Origin of the sequence: Streptomyces sp. NPDC048441 (assembly GCF_043200235.1) — a bacterium.
Classification (GTDB): Bacteria; Actinomycetota; Actinomycetes; order Streptomycetales; family Streptomycetaceae; genus Streptomyces.
The window spans coordinates 470,159-490,491 of sequence record NZ_JBICXM010000006.1 but is presented as its reverse complement, the minus strand read 5'-3'; the positions used below and the strand labels follow the sequence as shown (position 1 = coordinate 490,491).

At 68.6% G+C, this 20,333-nt stretch carries 22 protein-coding genes; 13 read left to right on the top strand and 9 right to left on the bottom strand.

Annotated features, from left to right (window positions below; translation table 11 throughout):
• Nucleotides 1-52: 52 nt before the first annotated feature.
• A complete protein-coding gene (locus ACGFSB_RS18590) occupies nt 53-925 on the bottom strand; it encodes a DUF3558 domain-containing protein (protein WP_393400055.1) in 873 nt (290 codons plus the stop codon).
• A 118-nt stretch (nt 926-1,043) separates the two neighbouring features.
• On the bottom strand, nt 1,044-1,946 hold the full coding sequence (locus ACGFSB_RS18585) for a DUF3558 domain-containing protein (RefSeq protein WP_393400053.1): 903 nt from the start codon (nt 1,944-1,946) through the stop codon (nt 1,044-1,046).
• Nucleotides 1,947-2,147: 201 nt separating this feature from the next.
• On the opposite strand from ACGFSB_RS18585, the gene ACGFSB_RS18580 reads away from it, so the two are divergent.
• A complete protein-coding gene (locus tag ACGFSB_RS18580; RefSeq protein WP_393400051.1) occupies nt 2,148-3,341 on the top strand; it encodes an RtcB family protein in 1,194 nt (397 codons plus the stop codon).
• A 55-nt stretch (nt 3,342-3,396) separates the two neighbouring features.
• Here the strand turns inward: ACGFSB_RS18580 and ACGFSB_RS18575 are convergent, their stop codons facing one another.
• Nucleotides 3,397-3,552, bottom strand: coding sequence for a hypothetical protein (locus ACGFSB_RS18575; RefSeq protein ID WP_393400049.1), 156 nt, complete (start codon nt 3,550-3,552; stop codon nt 3,397-3,399).
• Nucleotides 3,552-4,331: an SDR family NAD(P)-dependent oxidoreductase gene (locus tag ACGFSB_RS18570; protein WP_393400046.1), complete on the bottom strand. Its 780-nt coding sequence runs from the start codon at nt 4,329-4,331 to the stop codon at nt 3,552-3,554. The genes ACGFSB_RS18575 and ACGFSB_RS18570 overlap by 1 nt, the downstream gene beginning before the upstream one ends.
• A gap of 394 nt (nt 4,332-4,725) precedes the next feature.
• Here ACGFSB_RS18570 and ACGFSB_RS18565 point away from each other — a divergent pair, with 394 nt between their 5' ends.
• Entirely contained in the window at nt 4,726-5,844 is a 1,119-nt protein-coding gene (locus tag ACGFSB_RS18565) for a serine hydrolase domain-containing protein (RefSeq protein WP_393400044.1), read from the top strand.
• 1 nt (nt 5,845) lies between these two features.
• Here the strand turns inward: ACGFSB_RS18565 and ACGFSB_RS18560 are convergent, their stop codons facing one another.
• Nucleotides 5,846-6,394, bottom strand: coding sequence for a GNAT family N-acetyltransferase (locus ACGFSB_RS18560; protein WP_393400042.1), 549 nt, complete (start codon nt 6,392-6,394; stop codon nt 5,846-5,848).
• A 102-nt stretch (nt 6,395-6,496) separates the two neighbouring features.
• Here ACGFSB_RS18560 and ACGFSB_RS18555 point away from each other — a divergent pair, with 102 nt between their 5' ends.
• Nucleotides 6,497-7,108 carry a TIGR03086 family metal-binding protein gene (locus tag ACGFSB_RS18555; RefSeq protein ID WP_393400039.1) on the top strand — a complete coding sequence of 204 codons (612 nt, stop codon included), beginning with the start codon at nt 6,497-6,499 and terminating at the stop codon, nt 7,106-7,108.
• Nucleotides 7,109-7,329: 221 nt separating this feature from the next.
• On the opposite strand, the gene ACGFSB_RS18550 is transcribed toward ACGFSB_RS18555, so the two are convergent.
• Entirely contained in the window at nt 7,330-7,929 is a 600-nt protein-coding gene (locus ACGFSB_RS18550) for a hypothetical protein (RefSeq protein ID WP_393400036.1), read from the bottom strand.
• 162 nt (nt 7,930-8,091) lie between these two features.
• On the opposite strand from ACGFSB_RS18550, the gene hemL reads away from it, so the two are divergent.
• The 8 genes from hemL to ACGFSB_RS18510 all read left to right on the top strand — a co-directional run bounded on the left by hemL (nt 8,092) and on the right by ACGFSB_RS18510 (nt 16,571).
• Complete coding sequence (hemL, locus tag ACGFSB_RS18545; RefSeq protein WP_393400033.1) at nt 8,092-9,441, top strand: glutamate-1-semialdehyde 2,1-aminomutase; 1,350 nt, start codon at nt 8,092-8,094, stop codon at nt 9,439-9,441.
• Nucleotides 9,438-10,121, top strand: a complete 684-nt coding sequence (locus ACGFSB_RS18540; RefSeq protein ID WP_393400030.1) for a histidine phosphatase family protein — start codon at nt 9,438-9,440, stop codon at nt 10,119-10,121. Before hemL ends, ACGFSB_RS18540 begins: the two co-directional genes overlap by 4 nt.
• A gap of 247 nt (nt 10,122-10,368) precedes the next feature.
• On the top strand, nt 10,369-11,598 hold the full coding sequence (locus ACGFSB_RS18535; protein WP_393400027.1) for a hypothetical protein: 1,230 nt from the start codon (nt 10,369-10,371) through the stop codon (nt 11,596-11,598).
• A 78-nt stretch (nt 11,599-11,676) separates the two neighbouring features.
• Nucleotides 11,677-12,306, top strand: a complete 630-nt coding sequence (locus tag ACGFSB_RS18530) for a TlpA family protein disulfide reductase (RefSeq protein WP_393400024.1) — start codon at nt 11,677-11,679, stop codon at nt 12,304-12,306.
• A 10-nt stretch (nt 12,307-12,316) separates the two neighbouring features.
• Nucleotides 12,317-13,081 carry a cytochrome c biogenesis CcdA family protein gene (locus tag ACGFSB_RS18525; RefSeq protein WP_393400204.1) on the top strand — a complete coding sequence of 255 codons (765 nt, stop codon included), beginning with the start codon at nt 12,317-12,319 and terminating at the stop codon, nt 13,079-13,081.
• A 3-nt stretch (nt 13,082-13,084) separates the two neighbouring features.
• Nucleotides 13,085-14,881, top strand: a complete 1,797-nt coding sequence (locus tag ACGFSB_RS18520) for a cytochrome c biogenesis protein ResB (RefSeq protein WP_393400021.1) — start codon at nt 13,085-13,087, stop codon at nt 14,879-14,881.
• Nucleotides 14,878-15,984 (top strand): c-type cytochrome biogenesis protein CcsB, encoded by a 1,107-nt coding sequence (gene ccsB, locus ACGFSB_RS18515; protein ID WP_393400019.1) that lies wholly within the window; start codon nt 14,878-14,880, stop codon nt 15,982-15,984. Before ACGFSB_RS18520 ends, ccsB begins: the two co-directional genes overlap by 4 nt.
• A gap of 59 nt (nt 15,985-16,043) precedes the next feature.
• Nucleotides 16,044-16,571 carry an SRPBCC domain-containing protein gene (locus ACGFSB_RS18510; protein ID WP_393400016.1) on the top strand — a complete coding sequence of 176 codons (528 nt, stop codon included), beginning with the start codon at nt 16,044-16,046 and terminating at the stop codon, nt 16,569-16,571.
• A 5-nt stretch (nt 16,572-16,576) separates the two neighbouring features.
• Here the strand turns inward: ACGFSB_RS18510 and ACGFSB_RS18505 are convergent, their stop codons facing one another.
• The gene (locus ACGFSB_RS18505) at nt 16,577-17,563 is read right to left on the bottom strand and encodes a zinc-binding alcohol dehydrogenase family protein (protein ID WP_393400202.1); all 987 of its coding nucleotides are present in this window, start codon (nt 17,561-17,563) and stop codon (nt 16,577-16,579) included.
• Between the two features lie 119 nt (nt 17,564-17,682).
• Between ACGFSB_RS18505 and ACGFSB_RS18500 the strand changes: the two genes are divergently transcribed.
• Nucleotides 17,683-18,003: an ArsR/SmtB family transcription factor gene (locus ACGFSB_RS18500; protein ID WP_393400013.1), complete on the top strand. Its 321-nt coding sequence runs from the start codon at nt 17,683-17,685 to the stop codon at nt 18,001-18,003.
• Between the two features lie 36 nt (nt 18,004-18,039).
• Here the strand turns inward: ACGFSB_RS18500 and ACGFSB_RS18495 are convergent, their stop codons facing one another.
• Complete coding sequence (locus ACGFSB_RS18495) at nt 18,040-18,351, bottom strand: hypothetical protein (RefSeq protein ID WP_393400010.1); 312 nt, start codon at nt 18,349-18,351, stop codon at nt 18,040-18,042.
• A gap of 198 nt (nt 18,352-18,549) precedes the next feature.
• Here ACGFSB_RS18495 and ACGFSB_RS18490 point away from each other — a divergent pair, with 198 nt between their 5' ends.
• Nucleotides 18,550-19,476 carry a DMT family transporter gene (locus tag ACGFSB_RS18490; protein ID WP_393400007.1) on the top strand — a complete coding sequence of 309 codons (927 nt, stop codon included), beginning with the start codon at nt 18,550-18,552 and terminating at the stop codon, nt 19,474-19,476.
• On the opposite strand, the gene ACGFSB_RS18485 is transcribed toward ACGFSB_RS18490, so the two are convergent.
• A complete protein-coding gene (locus tag ACGFSB_RS18485) occupies nt 19,412-20,332 on the bottom strand; it encodes a LysR family transcriptional regulator (RefSeq protein ID WP_393400200.1) in 921 nt (306 codons plus the stop codon). The genes ACGFSB_RS18490 and ACGFSB_RS18485 overlap by 65 nt on opposite strands.
• Nucleotide 20,333: the final 1 nt, after the last annotated feature.

Here is a 20,333-nt window from a genome sequence, read left to right as displayed (position 1 = left end):
ACTGTGCCGCGAGTTGCACGCGTGACGCGTGCCGCGCTCTGAGCGCCCTGCGTCAGCTCTTGGGCTTGCTGCTGGACTTGGAGCCCGACTTCGAGCCGGACTTGGGGCTGTCCGAACCCTTCGAGGAGCTGCCGGACTTGTCGCCGGAGCCACTGCCCGAGCCATCGCTCGCGCCGCTGTCCGCGCCGCCGCCCGCCTTGTTCGCGGAGACGACCGCGTCCGAGGCCTCCTTCGCCGCCTTCTCCGCGGCCTTGGACAGATCCTTGGCGCTCGGCGACTTGTCGCCCGCCAGGCCCGCTCCGTTGTAGTCGATCGTGACGACCGCGTTCTCCACACGCGTCACGACCGTCTGCTGCTTGAAGTTTTCCTTGTCCTTCTTCAGGTCGTAGTGCACGACCGTCGTCTGGTCGCCCATCCCAGGCACCGGCTCCGTCTTGACGCTCTTCGCGCCGTCCGTCGCCTGCGCGTCCGCGACCTGCTTGGCGAAGCTCGTCTGCGCGCGCTTGGCACCACTGCCGAGGGACGCGTCCGAGTCGAAGCGCATCAGCGAGACGCGGAGCCAGCGGAACTGCGAGCCGTCGACGCCGTTGTTGTCGAGGCTGTCCCAGGAGCAGGTGCCGCGCGCCGTCGTGTCATCGGACGTGCCCGCCTTGCCCGACTTGTCCTTGGCCTTCGGGACGAGATCACCGAGGGTCTTCTTCGACAGGACCTCGCAGGGCTCGGGCAGCTTGCTGAACGCCGCCTTCTCCACGCTCGCGGCCTTGTCCTTGCCCTTGCCCGAGGCCGGGGCGGAAGCCTTCGAGCCCGAGTCCTTCTTGTCCCCGTCCGACCCCGAGTCGGAGGAGCAGCCGGAGGCAATGAGGATCACCGGTACGGCGGCTGCGCAGGTGAGTATGCGGGTGAGTCGCTGTGCTGGTCGGTGCATGGTTCCTTCACTCAAGTCACTCAGAACGGCTACATCATCGGTTCGCTGGGCCACGGTACGCCGTGCCCGACGCGGACGACTCCGCTTCCGGGGAGCCGATCACCCGCCCGAACCGTCGCTATTCGCTGAACCCGTCGGCCAGGCTTCCGGCCAGTTCCTGCGCCGTGTCCTGCATTTCCTTGCTGTCAGGGATGTCCGTACGACGCCCCGGCTGCTCGTCGTACTCGACGGTCACAATGACGTTCGACGTGCGGAACACCACAGTCACCGTGCGGTGCCGGGTCGCGGACGCGGACGTGGTGAGCGCGTCGTCGAGGAAGGCCTCGTCGCCGAGGTCGTCCAGGGTGCGGGGCTCAAGGCCGGGGGGCGTGACGGCGTCGGAGGGGGAGCCGGAGCTGGCGGCCTCGCCGCCATCCGCGTCCCCCTTGCCCTTCTCGCCCTTGCCCTTCTCGTCACCCTTTTCATCACTCTTGCCGGACTCGCCCGCATCTGTACTGTCTGTGCTGTCTGTACTGGCACCGTCGGACGGCTCACCCTCCGACTCGCCCCCGACGGACGAGGTGTCGGACGGCTCGGGCAGATCGGCCTTCTGCACCTTCTTCGCGTAGACCTCCGTGGCGCGGGTGTCATCGCTGACCTCGTTGTCGTACGAGACGACGCGCTCGAAGTCGACGAGCAGATGGTGCGTGGCGTCCGACGACTCCACCTTCCAGCGGCAGCCCACATGGCGGTCGGTGTCGTACGTGACGGTCGGTGCACCCTCGTACACCTTCTCCCGCTGCTCCTCGTCCGGCATCTCCTTGATGCCGGGCAGCATCGAGTCGAGCGTGCCGCGGTCGACCTCGCCGCAGGGCTCGGGGAGCGTGCGGTACTTGCCGGGCTCGGCGGCAGCGGTGGAGCTGCCGGTGTCGCCGGGCTTCGAGTCGTCGGGCTCACCGCCGAGCGCGCCCCCGCCGGTGCAGCCGGCGAGCAGCGCCGCCATGAGGGCTGCGACGCCGGGTACATAGGCCTTCCGCTGCACCGTGTGGGCTCCTTCTCGCCGGGGATATTCGGTTGCCGCTGGTGGGCGACCGGTGGACACAATGTGTATCGCACGCAATGCCGTGGACGCCGGTCCGTCGTCGCTTTCGTTGACCTTGGCGCCGGTATTTGCGTTTCAAGTTCTACGAGGCTTGCGAGAGCTTGCGGGTCTTATTTTCAACTACGGGGGATTGAGGGCGTTATGTCGTATGTAGAGGTTCCGGGGGCGAAGGTACCGATCCGGATGTGGACGGACCCGGCCTCGGTCGAGGATGTCGCACTCCAGCAGCTCCAGAACGTGGCGACACTGCCCTGGATCAAGGGCCTCGCCGTCATGCCGGACGTCCACTACGGCAAGGGCGCGACGGTCGGCTCGGTGATCGCCATGCAGGGGGCGGTGTGTCCTGCGGCGGTGGGCGTGGACATCGGCTGCGGGATGTCCGCGGTCAAGACGTCCCTGACGGCCAATGACCTGCCGGGGGATCTGTCGCGGCTGCGGTCGAAGATCGAGCAGGCGATTCCGGTGGGGCGGGGGATGCATGTGGATCCGGTTGATCCGGGGAGGTTGCATGGGTTCGCCGCCAGTGGGTGGGAGGACTTTTGGGGGCGGTTCGATGGGGTGGCCGATGCGGTGAAGTTCCGCCGGGAGCGGGCCGTTTCACAAGTCGGGACACTTGGGTCGGGCAACCACTTCTGGGAGTTTTGCCTCGATTCGGACAACTCGGTCTGGATCATGCTGCACTCCGGCTCTCGGAACATCGGCAAGGAGCTGGCTGACCACCACATGGGCGTAGCTCAGAAGCTGGCGCACAACCAGGGCCTGGTCGACCGTGACCTCGCGGTCTTCATCGCGGACACACCGCAGATGGCGGCGTACCGGAACGACCTCTTCTGGGCTCAGGAGTATGCGAAGTACAACCGGGCCATCATGATGGCGCTGTCCCGAGAGGTGATCCGCCGGGAATTCAGGAAGGCGAAGGTCACCTTCGAGCCGGAGATCAGCTGCCACCACAACTACGTTCAGGACGAGCGCTACGACGGAATGGATCTGCTCGTCACCCGAAAGGGCGCGATCCGTGCCGGTTCCGGCGAGTACGGCATCATCCCGGGATCAATGGGCGCGGGCTCGTACATCGTGAAGGGCCTGGGCAACGAGAAGGCCTTCAACTCGGCCTCGCACGGAGCCGGTCGGCGGATGAGCCGCAACGCGGCGAAGAAGCGCTTCACGGTGCGGGATCTGGAAGAGCAGACGCAGGGCGTCGAGTGCCGTAAGGACTCCGGCGTCGTGGATGAGATCCCGGGTGCGTACAAGCCGATCGAGAAGGTCATGGACCAGCAGAGCGATCTGGTCCAGGTCGTGACCAAGCTGAAGCAGGTCGTCTGCGTCAAGGGCTGAACTGCGAGTGGGGCCCAGGCTGCTGTCGGCCTGGGCCTTCCCGCGCTGCCCTGCGCTACTTCGCGTGCTTGACGGCGAAGATCATGACGAACGCGATGATGTGGATGCCGAAGAGGAAGTACGCCAGGTACCACCACATCAGCTTTTCGTTCTTCGTCTCCTGGGTCAGGCGTCTCTGCTCGGCCGCCGACGCGTCGTCGGGGTCCGGCATCACAGCTCCCTGTGGATCTTCGTGTTCGAGGCCTGGGCGCGCGGGCGGACCACCAGGAGGTCGATGTTGACGTGGGGCGGGCGGGTCACCGCCCAGGTGATCGTGTCCGCCACGTCGTCCGCCGTGAGGGGTGCGGCCACGCCCGCGTAGACCTTCTCCGCCTTCTTCGTGTCGCCGCCGAAGCGGGTCGTGGCGAACTCCTCCGTCTTGACCATGCCGGGGGCGACCTCGATGACGCGGACCGGGGTGCCGACGATCTCCAGGCGGAGGGTCTCGGCGAGTACGTGCTCGGCGTGCTTGGCGGCGACGTAGCCACCGCCGCCTTCGTAGGTTCCGTGCCCGGCGGTCGAGGAGAGGACGACCACCGTGCCGTCGCCGCTCGCGGTGAGGGCGGGGAGCAGGGCCTGGGTGACGTTCAGGGTGCCGATGACGTTCGTCTCGTACATCTGGCGCCAGTCGTCGGGGTCGCCGGTGGCGATGGTGTCGGCGCCGAGCGCGCCGCCCGCGTTGTTGACCAGGACCGCGATCTTGCGGAAGGCGGTGGCGAACTCGTCGACGGCCGTGCGGTCGGTGATGTCGAGCGCGTACGCCATCGCGTCGTGGCCCGCGGCCGTCAGCTCGGCGGCGAGGGCCTCGATGCGGTCCTTGCGGCGGGCGGTGAGGACGACGCGGTAGCCGGCGGCCGCGAGTCCGCGCGCGGTGGCGGCGCCGATGCCGCTGCTCGCGCCGGTGACGATCGCGATGCGGGTGGCGGCGGGCGCGGCGTTCGCGGCGGTCATGGCTGCTCCTTGGGCGTGCGTGTCTGCGTACGTATGTTCCTGTGTGCGTACGTTCATGGCGGTCCTGGTTCGTCCCGCCAGGATAGGTCGCGTCATCGGTCGGCCGCCTTTCAGGTCTCTGCGCCGTACGCACTCTTCCGCGGTTCGCACCGGGGGATAGCCCTACCTGGAGCTGGGCGGCTAGCGGGATCGTCCCGGGTGGTCGCATCCGGACATGCTGATTCCGGAAGTGAGAACGAAGTTCCGGGAGTTCCGGAAGTTCCGGCGGGCCGGTATGTGTGCCGCTGGATGTCTGGTATGTCCCAACGATTCCCCAGGAGTTGACCGACTAGTGCGTGAGCAGGCATGGCAGAGGTTGCGTTCCCCCGGGCGGCGGGGCGGTCGGCGCGGAGCCGTGTCCGCCACGATCGCGGTGGCCGTCGGTGTCATCGCGATGGGCGCGCTGGCGCCGTCCGCGGCGTCCGCGGCCGTCAGGCCGGACGACACCGTCCAGCGGGGGCTGAACGCGCTGCTGCACTCCGACGGTCTGCCCGCCGCGTTGGCCGGCGTCAAGGACCGCGACGGCCGCACCCGCTCCTACACCGCGGGGGTGGGCGACGTGGCCACCGGCGCCAAGGTGCCCGAGGACGGGCAGGTGCGGATCGGCAGCAACACCAAGTCGTTCACGGCGGTGCTCGTGCTGCAACTGGTCGGCGAGGGGAAGATCCGCCTCGACGACCCGGTCGACACCTACCTGCCTGGCCTCGTACGCGGGGAGGGCATCGACGGGAGTCGCATCACCGTCCGCCATCTCCTCCAGCAGACCAGCGGACTTCCCAACTACAGCAATTACCTCGGGGAGGAAGTCCGCTACTTCGCACCCCGCGAGCTCGTCGACATCGCGCTCCGGCACAAGGCCCGCTTCGACCCCGGGAAGAAGTGGGAGTACAGCAACACGAACTACGTACTGGCGGGCCTGATCGTCGAGAAGGTCACAAAGCACTCCCTCGCCAAGGAGATGGACCGGCGCATCATCAAGCGCATCGGGCTGCGCCACACCTACTTCCCCGCCCCCGGCGACGCGACCATCAAGGGCCCGCACCCCAAGGGCTACTACCGGGACTCGGCGGGCGCGCCCCTGACCGACGTCACGGAGATCGACCCCTCCTGGGGCTGGTCGGCAGGGCAGTTGATCTCCACCAACTCCGACGTCAACCGGTTCTTCAGCGCGCTCCTGACCCCCGGCCGCCTCCTCCCGGCCGCCCAGCTCGCCGAGATGCGCGGCAACACGCTCCCCGCTGACGACACCTTCGGCCCCGGCGCCCGCTACGGCCTGGGGCTCGTGAGCAAGCCGCTGCCGTGCGGCGACGACATCTACTGGGGCCACGGCGGCAGCTTCCCGGGATACGAGACCCGGGGCGGTGCCACCGACGACGGCCGCGCCGCCAACGTCGCGGTGACCATGCAGCTGAACGACGAAGCGGCCAGGAAGCGGGTCGACCGCGTCGTGGAAACGGCCTTGTGCCGCCGCTGAGCTAGGGAGTGCCGGCGTCGAGGTCGATGCTCCAGTCGTTGCCCCGCATCCATCGGCCCTTCGGGTACTCGAAGTCGCACTCGCCCCGGAGCGTGAAACCGGCCTTTCGGCATACGCCGTTGGATGCGGGGTGATCCTGGGACGGGAAGGCGTGGAGGTGGCGATGCCGGTCGGTGGAGCGGGCCTCCGCGATGACGAGGCGGGCGGCTGTCGCCGCGATACCGCGGCCTTGGAACTCGGGCAGCACGCCCCAGCCGGTCTCCCAAGCGGGCCTGCCCTGCCAGGTGATCTCCCAGTAGCCGATGGAGCCGACGGCCTCCTCCGCTTCCTCCGCTTCCTCCGCTTCCTCCGCCGCCAGGGCGATGCGGAACATGCGGCCGCGGTCGCTCTGCATCGCGAGGTAGCGGCGGTGCCGGGATGCCAGCTGCTCCTCCGTCTCCGGTCCGCCCAAGTGGGAGGTCATCTCGGGGGAGTTATTGGCGACCAGGAGCGCGAAGTCGGTCTCCGACCAGGGTTTCAGATGTACGGGGGCTGCCGCTGAGCTCTTCATGGGCGTCACGGTAGGGGGCGGGTCTGACATCCCCGGCCGGGGGCCGCACCCGATGTCGCGTTTCTTCAAGCAGCCCCGCCGCCCCCGCCGTACGGTCGCCGTATGACTGAGAACAGCATCGGAGATCTCCTCAGGGCGGCCACCGCACACGCCGTGCCGATCGTCCGCGCCATCCCGGACGACCGCGTCACCGGCCCCACCCCCTGCGCCGAGTACGACGTAAAAGCCCTGGTCAATCACCTCATCCAGGTCGTCGTCCAGTTCCAGGCGCTGGCCGCCAAGCAGAACTCCGACTTCGGCGAGACCCCCGACTACGTAGCCGAGGCCGACGAGGCTGCCGAGGGCGCCGACTGGCGCGAGCGCTTCGCCGACGAGGCGGGAAAACTGGTCGCCGCCTGGTCCGCACCCGGCGCGGACGAGGGCACCACCGGCGCCATGGACATGCCCGCGAGGACCGTCGGCTGCATGGCGCTGCTCGACCTGACGGTGCACGCCTGGGACCTGGCCCGCGCCACGGGGCAGGAGTACGAGCCCGCCCCCGAGAGCAGCGGCGTCGTCGCCACGCTGCGGGAAGCGGTCGCGGGTCTGGGTCCGACAGCCCGGAAGATGGGCGTCTTCGGAGAGGCCGTGCCGGCGCCCGACGACGCCTCGGACCTGGACCTCCTCCTCGCCGAGACCGGCCGCGACCCCCACTGGACCCCCGCGGCGCCATAGCTGAAGCCCTCCCAGGAATGCCCCGGGAATGCCCCTGAAACACCTCGGGGAATACCCCCCCACCGAGCACGATGGGGTCTCCCCTGCTCCTTAAGAGCTTGGGGAAGCATCAAGGCATGGTGGTCATCGCGCCGAAGGCCGAGGAGCTGATCCCCTTCGAGCGGCAGCTGGCGGCACTGCGGCCGGAGTAGACCCGGCCTACGCGCAAGGGCGCGGGGGCGTCACGGCCACACCAGGCAGTACGCCTGATGCCCCGCGTCATGCAGCCGATGGCTGAAGTCCTGCCATTCGTGCAGCAGTTGATAGACGTTGAACGCGTCCCGAGGGCCGCCCCGGTCGGGGACCGTGGACCAGATGAACGCCGCCGCGCCGACCGACTCCTCGCCGATGCCGCGCAGGGGGTCGACGACGGTCATGGGGAGCTTCACCACGGCGTAGTCGGGATGCAGGACGACCAGTTCGAGCGGGGGGACCTTGTGCAGGGGTATGCCCTCTATACCGGTCAGGACCATCGCGGCCACCGTCTCCGGCTTGATCTTCGTGAACATGCCGCCCATACCGAGCTCGTCGCCGCCGAGCTCCTCCGGGCGCATCGAGATGGGCACGCGGGCGGCGGTCGCGCCGTCCGGGGCTCCGAAGTACTTGTAGGTCACCCCACCCACCCGGCCACTCCTGGTTCCCGCCCGGTCCCGCTCCGTCTCGCCCCGTGCCAAGGCCTCTGCCTCGGCCGCTTCCGCCTCGCGCCGGTGCTTGCCGATCCGCCGGGCACGCCGCGGACCCAGGTCGTCGGTCCCCTCACCCAGTCCGCCACCGCGATGCATATCTCCACCCGACTGCTTTTCCAGGGCGCCCGCCCCTGCTTTTCTAGGCCCCGTGGCCCCCGCCGCGCAACCCGATCATCGTGTCAGTGACCTCCCCCACGGTCACCGGCTAAAACGTGGAGTGAAACACCTGTCCGCAGGATGTCCGAAGCCTCTGACACCATGGTTCATGTGAGCTTCCCGTATAGCGCCCCAGTTTCGCAGACTCTCTTCGACCGTGCGGCGGCCGTGACGCCCGGCGGTGTGAACTCTCCCGTGCGCGCATTCCGCGCTGTGGGCGGTACGCCCCGCTTCATGGTGTCCGGTACCGGTCCGTACCTGACGGATGCCGACGGCCGTGAGTATGTAGACCTCGTCTGCTCGTGGGGGCCGATGATCCTCGGCCACTCCCACCCCGATGTGATCGCAGCCGTCCAGGAGGCCGTCGCCCGCGGCACGTCGTTCGGTACGCCGGGCGAGGGCGAGGTCGCGCTCGCCGAGGAGATCGTCGCGCGCGTCGAGCCCGTCGAGCAGGTGCGTCTCGTCTCCAGCGGCACGGAGGCGACGATGTCCGCGATCCGCCTCGCGCGCGGGTTCACCGGCCGCGCCAAGATCATCAAGTTCGCCGGGTGTTACCACGGCCACGTGGACGCCCTGCTCGCCGCGGCAGGATCCGGTCTCGCCACCTTCGGCCTGCCGGACACGCCGGGCGTCACCGGCGCGCAGGCGGGCGACACGATCGTCGTTCCGTACAACGACATCGAGGCCGTGCACGAGGCCTTCCACCGTTTCCCCGGTGAGATCGCCTGCGTGATCACCGAGGCGTCGCCGGGCAACATGGGCGTGGTGCCGCCGCGGCCGGGCTTCAACGAGGGGCTGAAGGCCGCCTGCGCCAAGAACGGCGCGCTGTACATCTCGGACGAGGTGATGACCGGCTTCCGTACGTCGAAGGCGGGCTGGTTCGGCGTCGACGGTGTGCGGCCCGATCTGATGACCTTCGGCAAGGTCATGGGCGGCGGCTTCCCGGCCGCCGCTTTCGGCGGGCGCGCGGACATCATGGAGCACCTCGCCCCGGTCGGTCCCGTCTACCAGGCGGGCACGCTGTCCGGGAACCCGGTCGCGACGGCCGCGGGTCTCGCGCAGCTGCGGCTGCTCGACGACGCGGCGTACGACAAGGTGGACGCCGTGTCGGAGCAGCTGCGCGGGCTCGTCACGGAGGCGCTCTCCAAGGAGGGTGTCGCGCACCGGCTACAGAACGCGTCGAACATGTTCTCCGTCTTCTTCACCGACGGTGACGTGCGGAACTACGAGGACGCGAAGGCCCAGGAGTCGTTCCGCTTCACCCCGTTCTTCCACTCGATGCTGTCGCAGGGCGTGTATCTGCCGCCGTCGGCCTTCGAGTCCTGGTTCGTTTCCACCGCCCATGACGAGCGGGCGATCGAGCGGATCGCCGCGGCCCTGCCCGCGGCGGCGCGCGCGGCAGCCGAAGCCACCGAACCCACCCCTGAACCCACCACGGAGGCCACCGCATGAGCGCGGGCAGCGAGATCACCGTCGTCCATGTGATGCGCCACGGCGAGGTGCACAACCCGGAGGGGATCCTGTACGGGCGCCTGCCCGACTATCACCTCTCCGATCTTGGGCGGCAGATGGCCGACCGGGTCGCCGAGCACCTCGCCCCGCGCGACGTCACGCATGTCGTGGCCTCGCCGCTGGACCGCGCGCAGGAGACGGCGACGCCGATCGCCAAGGAGCACGGTCTCGAGCTGGCGACGGACGGGCGGCTCATCGAGGCGGGCAACGTCTTCGAGGGCAAGACCTTCGGCGTCGGCGACGGCGCGCTGAAGAACCCTGAGAACTGGAAGCACCTGGTCAACCCCTTCAAGCCGTCCTGGGGCGAGCCGTACGTCGAGCAGGTCGTGCGGATGATGGGCGCCCTGGACGCGGCGCGGGACGCGGCCCGCGGGCATGAAGCGGTGTGCGTCAGCCATCAGTTGCCGATCTGGATCGTGCGGAGTTTCGTGGAGAAGCGCCGCCTGTGGCACGACCCACGCAAGCGGCAGTGCACGCTCGCCTCCCTCACGACGTTCACGTACCGCGGCGACAAGATCGTGTCGGTGGGGTACAGCGAGCCCGCGCGGGATCTCGTGCCCGCGCATCTCCTCGCGGGCGCCAAGCCGGTGAAGGGGAAGAGCAAGGCGTTCGGCGCCTAGAACCTCTCGCCTGGAACCTCCAGGACCTCTCGGTCAGTCTTCCGGCCAGTCTTTCGGGCAGCCTTTCGGTCCGCCTAGGGTCCGCCTTCGATTCGTTGTCGACGTCGAGTAATTGACTGGCGACTGTATGTCCATTCTTGGCAAAAGGCACTAAATATGTGCTTGTTGCAGGAACCCTCTTGTTCGTCGCGCCCTCTAACGGGGCGTCCATCGTGCATGGACGCAGGGCGCGACGAATGGGGATGGAATGCGCGACATCAGTCGCAGGGGAATGCTCGGCCTCGGAGTCGGTACGGCGGCAGCTTTGGGACTCGCGGGCTGCGGCACGGGCGGCGGCAGTCATTCGGCCGGTTCCGCGGGGGCGGGCAAGGACGGCCAGGGCGGCGACAAGCACCCGGCGAAGCCGATCGGCGACGGTTCGACGGCGTATTCGGGGAAGCAGCCGAATCAGCCGGGCAAGCCGGTCCCCCTCCAGCCGGGTGAGACGCCCCCGCAGTTCGTGATCTTTTCCTGGGACGGCGCGGGCGAGGTCGGCAACGGCCTCTTCCCGCGTTTTCTGAAGCTGGCCGAGGATCACGACGCCCGTATGACGTTCTTCCTCTCCGGGCTCTATCTGCTCCCCGAGTCCAAGAAGCGTCTTTACAAGCCGCCGAACAACGGGGTCGGCGCCTCCGACATCGGCTATCTCACCGACGGTCACATCAAGGAGACCCTCAAGTACGTCCGCCAGGCCTGGCTCGAAGGCCATGAGATCGGCACGCACTTCAACGGGCACTTCTGCGCGGGCAGCGGCACGGTCGCCAACTGGACGCCCGCGCAATGGCAGGACGAGATCGACCAGGCCACCTCCTTCGTCAAGGAATGGCGGACGAACACCGGCTGGACCGATCTGCCCTCGCTGCCTTTCGACTATGACAAGGAACTCGTCGGCGGCCGTACGCCCTGTCTGCTCGGCCAGGACAATCTGCTGCCGACGGCGAAGAAGCTCGGCTGGCGCTATGACGCGTCTTCGCCCGGCGGCCGTCAGCGCTGGCCCGAGAAGAAGATGGGCGTCTGGGATCTGCCGCTCCAGGCCATGCCGTTCCCGGGCCATTCCTTCGAGGTCCTGTCGATGGACTACAACATCCTGGCCAACCAGTCCAAGAACTCCACGAAGGCTCCGCCGGCCAACTACCCGGGCTGGCGCAAGCAGGCCACCGAGTCCTACATCGCCGGATTCAAGCGCGCCTACGAGACGAACCGCGCGCCGTTCTTCATCGGCAACCACTTCGAGGAGTGGAACGGCGGCATTTACATGGACGCCGTCGAGGAAGCCTTCAAGCACATCGCGGGGAAGAAGGACGTACGCCTCGTCTCCTTCCGGCAGTTCGTCGACTGGCTCGACGTGCAGGACCCCGAGGTCCTCTCCCAGCTTCAGGGACTCGACGTCGGACAGGAGCCCGCGGGCGGCTGGAAGGGGCTCGGGAAGGCCGCCTGAAATGGGACTTTCCGCAAACCGCACGCCGACCTCGGGGGGTGCGGAAGATCCCCGAAACAGACATGCGAAACTTTTCACATGAGTGCCGCCTGCCGCGCCCCCCACAGCACGAACCGCAGCCGTAGCCGCAGCCGCGCCGCCCTGCTGGGCGCTGGGGCCGCGGTCGCGGCACTGACCCTGTCGGCGTGCGGCTCCGGCGGTACGTCGGGCGGCTCGGGGAACACCAACTTCGTCACCGGCTCCGACGGCATCGCCACGGCCGGCAAGGGCGAGCGCCAGGACGGGCCGAAGCTCGAGGGGAAGACCCTTGAGGGCAAGCATCTCGACGTCGCCGACTACAAGGGCAAGATCGTCGTACTGAACGTGTGGGGTTCCTGGTGTTCGCCCTGCCGGGCCGAGGCGCCGAACTTCGCGAAGGTCTCGAAGGACCTCGAGGGCAAGGACGTGCAGTTCGTCGGGATCAACACCCGCGATCCGCAGAAGGGCCCGGCGCTCACGTTCGAGAAGGACTGGAAGATCTCCTACCCGAGCCTGCACGATCCGATGGGCAAGCTGATGCTGCGCTTCCCCAAGGGCACGATGAACCCGAAGTTCATCCCCTCCACGATCGTCCTCGACCGGGAGGGGAAGATCGCGGCCCGCTCGCAGCAGGCGCTCAACGAAGAGAAGCTGCGCAAGATGATCGACCCGCTCATCGCGGAGAAGTGATCTCCTCGTGATGTCCACTCTCGCCGCCGTCGGCGAAGCGAACCAGACCGTCATGAACGGCGCACTCCTCCTCGCGCTGCCCGTGGCCGTGCTCGGCGGGCTCGTCTCCTTCTTCTCCCCGTGCGTGCTGCCGCTCGTGCCGGGCTATCTGTCGTACGTCACGGGAGTCGGCGGCACCGATCTGGCCGAGGCCAAGCGAGGGCGGATGGCCGCCGGGGCCGGGCTCTTCGTGCTCGGCTTCACCGCCGTCTTCGTCTCCACCGGCGCGCTCTTCGGGTACGCCGGGCAGAACCTTCAGGAGTACCAGGACGTCATCACCAAGGTGCTCGGCGGGCTGATGATCGCTCTCGGCATCTTCTTCATGGGGCTCATGCCCTGGCTGTCCCAGCGGGAATTCCGCTTCCACAAGAAGCCCGCCGCGGGACTCGCGGGCGCTCCGGTGCTCGGCGCGCTGTTCGCCGTGGGCTGGGCGCCCTGCGTGGGGCCCACGCTCACCTCCGTCAACTCCCTGGCCCTCGACCAGGGGAGCGCGGGGCGCGGGGCGATACTGAGCGTCGCGTACTGCCTGGGCCTCGGGCTGCCGTTCATCCTCGCGGCGATCGCCTTCCGTAAGGCGCTCGGCGCGTTCAGCTGGGTGAAGAAGCACTACGTCTGGGTGATGCGCATCGGCGGCATCATGATGATCGCGACCGGGCTGCTCCTCGTCACCGGCGTATGGGACAGCATCGTGCAGCAGATGCAGGTCTGGTCCAACGGCTACACGGTGGGGATCTGATCCATGAGCAAGACCGAAGCCCCTCAGGACAAGACCGGAGCGCCTGAGGAGCAGAACGACCTGGGGGCCGCCGGTGCCCAGCTGTCCACCGCTCCGGTGGACCGGGCGATGCCCGGCTCCTTCGGGGGCAGGCGCGCTCCCGGCGCCGCCGGGTGGCTCGTCTGGACCGGCCGCGAGATCGTGGGCTGGGTGCGCTGGATGTGGCGGCAGCTGACCTCGATGCGGGTCGCGCTGCTCCTGCTGCTCCTGCTCTCGCTCGGCGCGATCCCGGGCTCGCTGATCCCGCAGACCGGCATCGACGAGCTGAAGGTCCAGGACTTCAAGAAGGCGCACACCACGCTCGGGCCGGTCTACGAGAAGTTCCAGCTGTTCGACGTCTACAGCTCCGTGTGGTTCTCGGCGATCTACATCCTTCTGTTCATCTCCCTCATCGGCTGCATCGTGCCCCGCACCTGGCAGTTCGTCGGCCAGCTGCGCGGGCGCCCGCCGGGCGCCCCCAAACGGTTCGACCGGCTGCCCGCGTACACCACGTGGCGCACCGAGGCCGAGCCCGAGCAGGTGCACGACGCCGCGCTCACCCTGCTCAAGGGGCGCCGCTTCCGCGCGGACCTCACGAGCCGCCAGGGCGGTGCGGGAACGCCGTCCGTCGCCGCGGAGAAGGGCTACCTGCGTGAGGCGGGCAACCTCTTCTTCCACATCTCGCTGATCGTGCTCCTGGTGGCCTTCGCCGTCGGCGCCCTGTTCAAGTCCGAGGGCGGCAAGCTCGTCGTCCAGGGGGACGGGTTCTCCAACACCCTCACCCAGTACGACAACTTCAAGTCCGGCAACCTCTTCAACACCGACGACCTGGCGCCGTTCAGCTTCAAGCTGGACAGCTTCGAGTCGTCGTTCGAGAGGAAGGGCCCCGAGAAGGGGACGGCCCGCACCTACCGGGCGAACGTCACCTACAGCGAGGGCGTCGACGGCCCCGAGAAGAAGAAGTCCATCGAGGTCAACAAGCCGCTCGAGGTCGACGGCTCGAAGGTCTACCTCATCGGCCAGGGCTACGCGCCGACCATCACCGTCCGCGACGGGAAGGGCAAGGTCGTCAGCACCCAGTCCGTTCCGCTGCTTCCGATCGACTCCAACGGCACGGCGACCGGCGCCATCAAGGTCCTCGACGGCTACCGCGACAAGAACGGCAAGAAGGAACAGCTCGGCTTCAACGCCTTCTTCGTGCCGACGTTCGCGGGCCACGGCCAGGGCAACATGTTCTCCCAGTTCCCCGCGCTCGACTATCCCGTGCTCGCGCTGTCCGCGTACCACGGAAGCCTCGGTGTGGACTCCGGTCTGCCGCAGAACGTGTACCAGCTGGACACCAGCAAGATGACCAAGTTCAAGGACTCCAAGGGCGAGCTCCTGAAGAAGCGGATGGTGCCCGGCGAGACCATGAAGCTGCCGAACGGCGCCGGCTCGATCACCTTCGACAAGGACATCAAGCGCTGGGCGACCTTCCAGATCTCCCAGCAGCCCGGCAGCATGTGGGCGCTCGTCGGGGCGATCTCCGCCATCGCGGGCCTCGCCGGATCGCTGTTCATCCAGCGCCGCCGCGTGTGGGTGCGGTCCTTCCGGGGCGCTGACGGCGTCACCGTCGTCGAGATGGCCGCTCTTGGCCGCAGCGAGTCCGCGAAGCTGTCCGAAGAACTGGGTGACCTCGCCGCACACCTTCACGAGGAGACGCCGAGCGCGCCCGATCCAGACCCTGCCGATCACGCCGACTCCACCCCCGATGTTGTTCCTGCCGAAGGGGCTGAGAAATGACTCTCGCCACCACCCTCGCCGCCGAACCGAACGAGAACCTCGCGAGCATCAGCAATGTGCTGATCTACTCCGCGATGGCCGTCTATCTCCTTGCCTTCTTCGCGCACATGGCAGAGTGGATTCTCGGCAGCCGCAGTAAGGTCGGCCGCACGGCCGCCGCGCTGACCGACAAGACCGAGGTCACCGCCAAGGCGCCCGCCGTCACCGTCAAGGCCAAGGGCGGCACCGCCGTCCTCGACCGGCCGAAGGCGGCCCCCAAGGTCGTCACCCGCTCCGTCACCGGCACCCGCGATGTGCCGGACGGTCCCGGCGCGGCGGCCGGGGACGAGAAGGGCGACCTCTACGGCCGGATCGCCGTGTCCCTCACCGTGCTCGCGTTCCTCGTCGAGGCCGGGGGCGTGCTCACCCGCGCGCTCTCGGTGCAGCGGGCGCCGTGGGGCAACATGTACGAGTTCAACCTGACCTTCTCCACCATGGCCGTGGGTGTGTACCTCGCGTTCATGGTGCTGAAGAAGAACGTCGGCTGGCTCGGCCTTCCGCTGGTCACCACGGTCCTCCTCGATCTCGGTCTCGCCGTCACCGTCCTGTACACCGCCAGCGACCAGTTGGTTCCCGCCCTTCACTCGTACTGGTTGTGGATCCACGTCTCCACCGCGATCTTCTGCGGTGCGGTGTTCTACGTCGGCGGCGTCTCGACGGTGCTCTACCTCTTCCGGGACAGCTACGAATCGAAGCTGGAACGCGGCGGACAGCCGGGCAACTTCGCCACGTCCGTCATGGAGCGGCTGCCCTCCGCGGCCTCGCTCGACAAGTTCGCCTACCGCGTGAACGCCGCCGTCTTCCCGCTGTGGACGTTCACGATCATCGCGGGCGCGATCTGGGCGGGCGACGCATGGGGCCGCTACTGGGGCTGGGACCCCAAGGAGGTCTGGTCCTTCATCACCTGGGTCGCCTACGCCTGCTACCTGCACGCGCGCGCCACCGCGGGCTGGAAGGGCCGCAAGGCCGCCTACCTGGCCCTGATCGCCTTCGGCTGCTGGCTGTTCAACTACTACGGAGTGAACATCTTCGTCACCGGCAAGCACTCGTACGCAGGGGTCTGAATCCTCGTACGGCAGTCACCGGGGGTGCGGAACGGGGCGTACCGGGCCAGGCTTGTGCCATGACCGCGATGATCGGGCAGGGCACGAGCCGGACGGAGGGCTCCACCGGGACCGGGGGGCCGACCCAGCACCTGCACTACGAGCTTCACCTTCCCCACCCTGTGGAGAAGGTCTGGGCGGCGGTGGCCACCCCGGAGGGTCTTCCGGGGTGGCTGGCCGCCGCCGACGTGTTCGAGCCGAGGCTCGGCGGCGCGGTCGTGCTGCGCTGGCTCAACGGGGGCGAGTCGGCCACCCACGCCGGGCACATCACCGCGTGGGACCCGGAGCGGGTCGCCGAGTACACGATCGACCTGCACGGGCGGTGCCGGTTCCATCTGGAGACGACCGACGGGAAGACCGGTACCGGTACGACCGTCCGTTTCACGAACGAGTTCGACGGCGACGACGAGCTGCGCCTCGACTGCCTCGCGGGCTGGCACAACCACTTCGAGTTCCTCGTCGACGCGCTCGACGGGCGGCCGAAGGACTGGTCGACGTGGAGCCTGGACCGCTGGCAGGAGCTGCGGGACGCGTACCGGAAGCCCTGATCTGATCAGCCCGCCACCCGCAGCAGCAGCTTCCCCGTGCTCGTGCGGGCGCCCATCAGGCGGTGCGCCTCGGACGCCTCCGTCAGCGCGAACTCCGCCGTCACCGGCAGCGTCACCGTCCCGTCGGCCACCTTCGCGAAGGCCCGCGCCGCGACCTCGCGCAAGGCCTCCGGGGCCGACTTGGCGAGGGACAGGATGGAGAAGCCAGAGACTCCGATCCCCGTCGGGTACAGCTCCGGCTGGCCCACCTGCCAGGGCTCCGCCGAGCTCGCGTTGCCGAAGGAGACGAGCCGCCCGAAGACGGCGAGGGCGTCGAGTCCGCCGCGCAAGGTGTCGCCGCCGACCGGGTCGAGGGCCAGGTCGACGCCGCGTCCGCCGGTGGCGGCGCGGACCTCGGCGGCGAGGCCGTCCCCGAAGTCCCCGATGAACACCTCGTCGTATCCGTGCTCAAGGGCGTACTTCGCCTTGGCCTCGCTCGACACGACGCCGTACACCGCGCCCGCGCCGCCTGCCTTCGCCAACTGGCCCACCACCGTGCCGACTCCGCCCGCGGCGCCCTGCACGAGGACGCTCTCGCCCGCGCGCAGCCGTCCCACTTCGTGGAGGAGGGCGTGTGCGGTGGGCAGGACCGTGGGCAGGGTGGCGGCCGTGCGGAGGTCCACGCCGGACGGCAGGGGGAAGGTCGTAGCCGCTTCGGCGACGACGACTTCCGCGTACGCGCCGCCCTCGGTGAGGGCGACGACTTCCTGGCCCACCTCGAATCCCCGGACGCCCGCGCCGAGTTCGCGTACGCGTCCGGAGACTTCGAGGCCCGGTACGAAGGGCAGCGAGGGCACGCGGTAGCCCTCGCTGCGGGCCTTCAGGTCGGCGAAGTTCACTCCGGTGTAGGCGACGTCGATGCCGACCTGGCCGGGGGCGGGGCGGGGTGTGTCGGTGTCCACCGCCTTCAGGACGTCGGGGCCGCCGTACTCCTGGAGCTGGATCGCGCGCATGGTGGACATAGGGCAGCACCCTCCGGGTGTTGAGTGTTCAACGGGAAGCGAACACTCAGGAGTGTATGGTTTTCATCGAACACTCGGCAAGTGGTTGTGGGATGAGAGGAGCGGTCCTTGTGGCGAACAGTCACCACCGCGCGGCACCGGTGCACGTCCACCCGGACGACGTGCCCCTGCTGACCGCGCTCACCGCGCTCGCCGACCCCGTACGCCTCGAACTGGTACGGGAGTTGGAGCCGTCGCCCGACTGGACGCGGTCTTGCGGCAGCTTCGACGTACCCATCGGCAAGGCGGCTCTCAGCCATCACTTCGGGGTGCTGCGGGGAGCGGGGCTCGTCGAGCAGCGGGACGAGGGGCCGAAGCGGGTCAACCGGCTCCGCCGGGAGGAGTTCGACGCGCGCTTCCCCGGGCTGCTCGCGCTGGTCCTGCGGGCCTAGGGCTCCAGGGGCCGGCCCGCAGGCTTTCACGGCACTTCACCCCTGGGCGGCGGCCGTCTCCCGGATCAGCGGCTCGAACTCCCGCTGCACATAGGTGTCGAACGGTTCCGTCAGGGCGCCGTCGATCACCCGCCGCACCCGGTGCTCCGCCGCGAACTCCTTCAATGCCGCGCGGGAGTCCGGCTCCACACCTCCGCCGATGATCAGCACCCCGAACTCCTCGGCCTCCAACAGCTTCCGGGCCTCGTCGTCGGTGCTCACTCCCTCCGCGTCGAAGCCGTCCGCGCGCAGTGTGGCCAGCACCTCCGTCACCCTGGCGGGCGTCCTTCCCAGTACCAGCGTCCTCATGGCCGTTCCTCTCAGATACGTCGACATCGGCGTGCCCGAACCTAGAAGCTCAACCCGGCTTGAGGTCAACCCCGGCTTGCGTCCGACCGCGACTCCGGCGTCGGACGCCCCCGCCGATCGCCCCCGCCGATGCCCCCATCGGCAGGACGCCCCACTGGCCCGTGGACCAGTGCATACGTCCGCTCGTAGCTTCTTGGCATGACCTCAGAGAACAAGGGCACAGCCCAGCTGACCGCCGCGATGATGCTCTCCGGCACCCTCGGGATCTTCGTCGTGGAGTCGGGCGCGTCGGCCTTCAACGTCGTGTTCTTCCGGGTGCTTTTCGGCGCCATCGCCCTGGGCGCCTACGCCTTCGTCCGCGGCTACTTCCGCGACCACGGCCTCACCCCGAAGAAGCTCGGACTCGCCGCACTCGGCGGGGCGTTCATCGTCTTCAACTGGGTGTTCCTCTTCAAGGCGTACGAGGCGACCTCGATCTCGCTCGCCACCGTCGTCTACCACACACAGCCGTTCCTGCTCGTGCTGCTCAGCGCGGTCATCTTCCGCGAGCGGCTCACCAAGGCCCAACTCATGTGGCTCGCCACCGCGTTCGCGGGACTCGTGCTCGTCTCCGGGGTGCGCCCCGGCGACCTCGGCTCACTCACGGGCATCGGCTTCGCGCTGCTCGCCGCGCTCCTCTACGGGCTCTCCACGCTCGTCACCAAGCGCATCACCGGCGTACGGCCGCACCTCATCGCCCTCGTCCAAGTCCTCGTCGGCATCCCGCTCTTGCTCCCCTTCGCCGACTTCGGCGCGATGAGCGGCACGGGTGGCAAGTGGGGCTGGCTCGTGGGTCTCGGTGTCATCCACACCGGTCTGATGTACGTCCTGATGTACGCGGCGTACGCGAAGCTGCCCACCGCCAAGATCGCCGTACTCGCCTTCACCTACCCGGCGGTCGCGATGGTTGCCGACTGGGCTGTCTACGGACACCACATCGGGCTCGTCCAGGCGCTGGGCGTGCCGCTGATCGTCCTCGCCAGCCTGAAGGTCAACCGGGCCAAGTCGCCCCGGGCGGTGGCTAGTTCGCAGGCTCCTGCGTCTCCGCTGCCTGCTCCCGCACCAGCCGTACCGTCTGGTCGATGAAGAGCCGCACATGCGCCGGCAGCCGCTTCCCCGTCCGCCACGCGAGCTGCGTGTGCAGGACGAAGGGCGGCTCCCACGGCAGCGGGACGAGCACTCCCGAAGCCAGTTCGTCCCGCACCGCCATCCGCGGCAGCAGCGCCACCCCGAGGCCACCGGCGACACCCCGCTTGGTGGCCTCGATCGTGCCGAACTCCATGAAGGGCGGCGGGGAGCCGTTCCGCTCGCGCAGCTCGTACTCGAACAGGTCGCGGTACGGGCAGCCCGGCTCCGTGCCGACGAGCTGCACTGCCGCCAGGTCACCCGTGGCGAGCGAGTCCGCCCCGTGCGCGGCGAGCGGATGCGTCGGCGCGCAGACGAGGACGAGGGGCTCCTCGGCGAGGACCGCGGTCTCCAGGCCCTGGTGCTCGGTCTCCCGCTCCATCAGGAACCCGACGTCGTACGTCCCCTGCCGCAGCGCGAGGCGCGTCTCGTCGCCCAGGGTGGGCCGCAGGGTGAGCTGCACCTTCGGGTAGCGGTGGTGGAAGAGTTCGAGCAGCGGGGGCAGGCGGTAGGAGGTCAGCGACTCCATCGTGCCGACCGCGATCGCGCCGGTCGGTTCCTCGGCGTCGACGACCGCGGCCCGCGCCTCGTCCGTCAGCTCGATGATCTGCCGGGCATAGGGGAGCAGGCGCTCACCGGCCTCCGTCAGCCGGATGCGGCTGCCGAGCCGGTCGAAGAGCTCGGTGCCGAGCGAGGACTCCAGGGAGCGGATCTGGCTGGTGACGCTGGACTGGGCGTACTTCAGCTCGGCCGCGGCCTGCGTGAAACTGAGTACGGTCGCGACTTTTTCGAAGGTGACGAGCAGCCGCAGTTCCATC

Coding starts and splice junctions, on each gene's coding strand:
- ACGFSB_RS18590 (WP_393400055.1), bottom strand. CDS start 925: ATGCACCGACCAGCACAGCGACTCACCCGCATACTCACCTGCGCAGCC.
- ACGFSB_RS18580 (WP_393400051.1), top strand. CDS start 2,148: ATGTCGTATGTAGAGGTTCCGGGGGCGAAGGTACCGATCCGGATGTGG.
- ACGFSB_RS18575 (WP_393400049.1), bottom strand. CDS start 3,552: ATGCCGGACCCCGACGACGCGTCGGCGGCCGAGCAGAGACGCCTGACC.
- ACGFSB_RS18570 (WP_393400046.1), bottom strand. CDS start 4,331: ATGACCGCCGCGAACGCCGCGCCCGCCGCCACCCGCATCGCGATCGTC.
- ACGFSB_RS18560 (WP_393400042.1), bottom strand. CDS start 6,394: ATGAAGAGCTCAGCGGCAGCCCCCGTACATCTGAAACCCTGGTCGGAG.
- ACGFSB_RS18555 (WP_393400039.1), top strand. CDS start 6,497: ATGACTGAGAACAGCATCGGAGATCTCCTCAGGGCGGCCACCGCACAC.
- ACGFSB_RS18550 (WP_393400036.1), bottom strand. CDS start 7,929: ATGCATCGCGGTGGCGGACTGGGTGAGGGGACCGACGACCTGGGTCCG.
- hemL (WP_393400033.1), top strand. CDS start 8,092: ATGGTTCATGTGAGCTTCCCGTATAGCGCCCCAGTTTCGCAGACTCTC.
- ACGFSB_RS18540 (WP_393400030.1), top strand. CDS start 9,438: ATGAGCGCGGGCAGCGAGATCACCGTCGTCCATGTGATGCGCCACGGC.
- ACGFSB_RS18535 (WP_393400027.1), top strand. CDS start 10,369: ATGCGCGACATCAGTCGCAGGGGAATGCTCGGCCTCGGAGTCGGTACG.
- ACGFSB_RS18530 (WP_393400024.1), top strand. CDS start 11,677: ATGAGTGCCGCCTGCCGCGCCCCCCACAGCACGAACCGCAGCCGTAGC.
- ACGFSB_RS18525 (WP_393400204.1), top strand. CDS start 12,317: ATGTCCACTCTCGCCGCCGTCGGCGAAGCGAACCAGACCGTCATGAAC.
- ACGFSB_RS18520 (WP_393400021.1), top strand. CDS start 13,085: ATGAGCAAGACCGAAGCCCCTCAGGACAAGACCGGAGCGCCTGAGGAG.
- ccsB (WP_393400019.1), top strand. CDS start 14,878: ATGACTCTCGCCACCACCCTCGCCGCCGAACCGAACGAGAACCTCGCG.
- ACGFSB_RS18510 (WP_393400016.1), top strand. CDS start 16,044: ATGACCGCGATGATCGGGCAGGGCACGAGCCGGACGGAGGGCTCCACC.
- ACGFSB_RS18505 (WP_393400202.1), bottom strand. CDS start 17,563: ATGCGCGCGATCCAGCTCCAGGAGTACGGCGGCCCCGACGTCCTGAAG.
- ACGFSB_RS18495 (WP_393400010.1), bottom strand. CDS start 18,351: ATGAGGACGCTGGTACTGGGAAGGACGCCCGCCAGGGTGACGGAGGTG.
- ACGFSB_RS18490 (WP_393400007.1), top strand. CDS start 18,550: ATGACCTCAGAGAACAAGGGCACAGCCCAGCTGACCGCCGCGATGATG.
- ACGFSB_RS18485 (WP_393400200.1), bottom strand. CDS start 20,332: ATGGAACTGCGGCTGCTCGTCACCTTCGAAAAAGTCGCGACCGTACTC.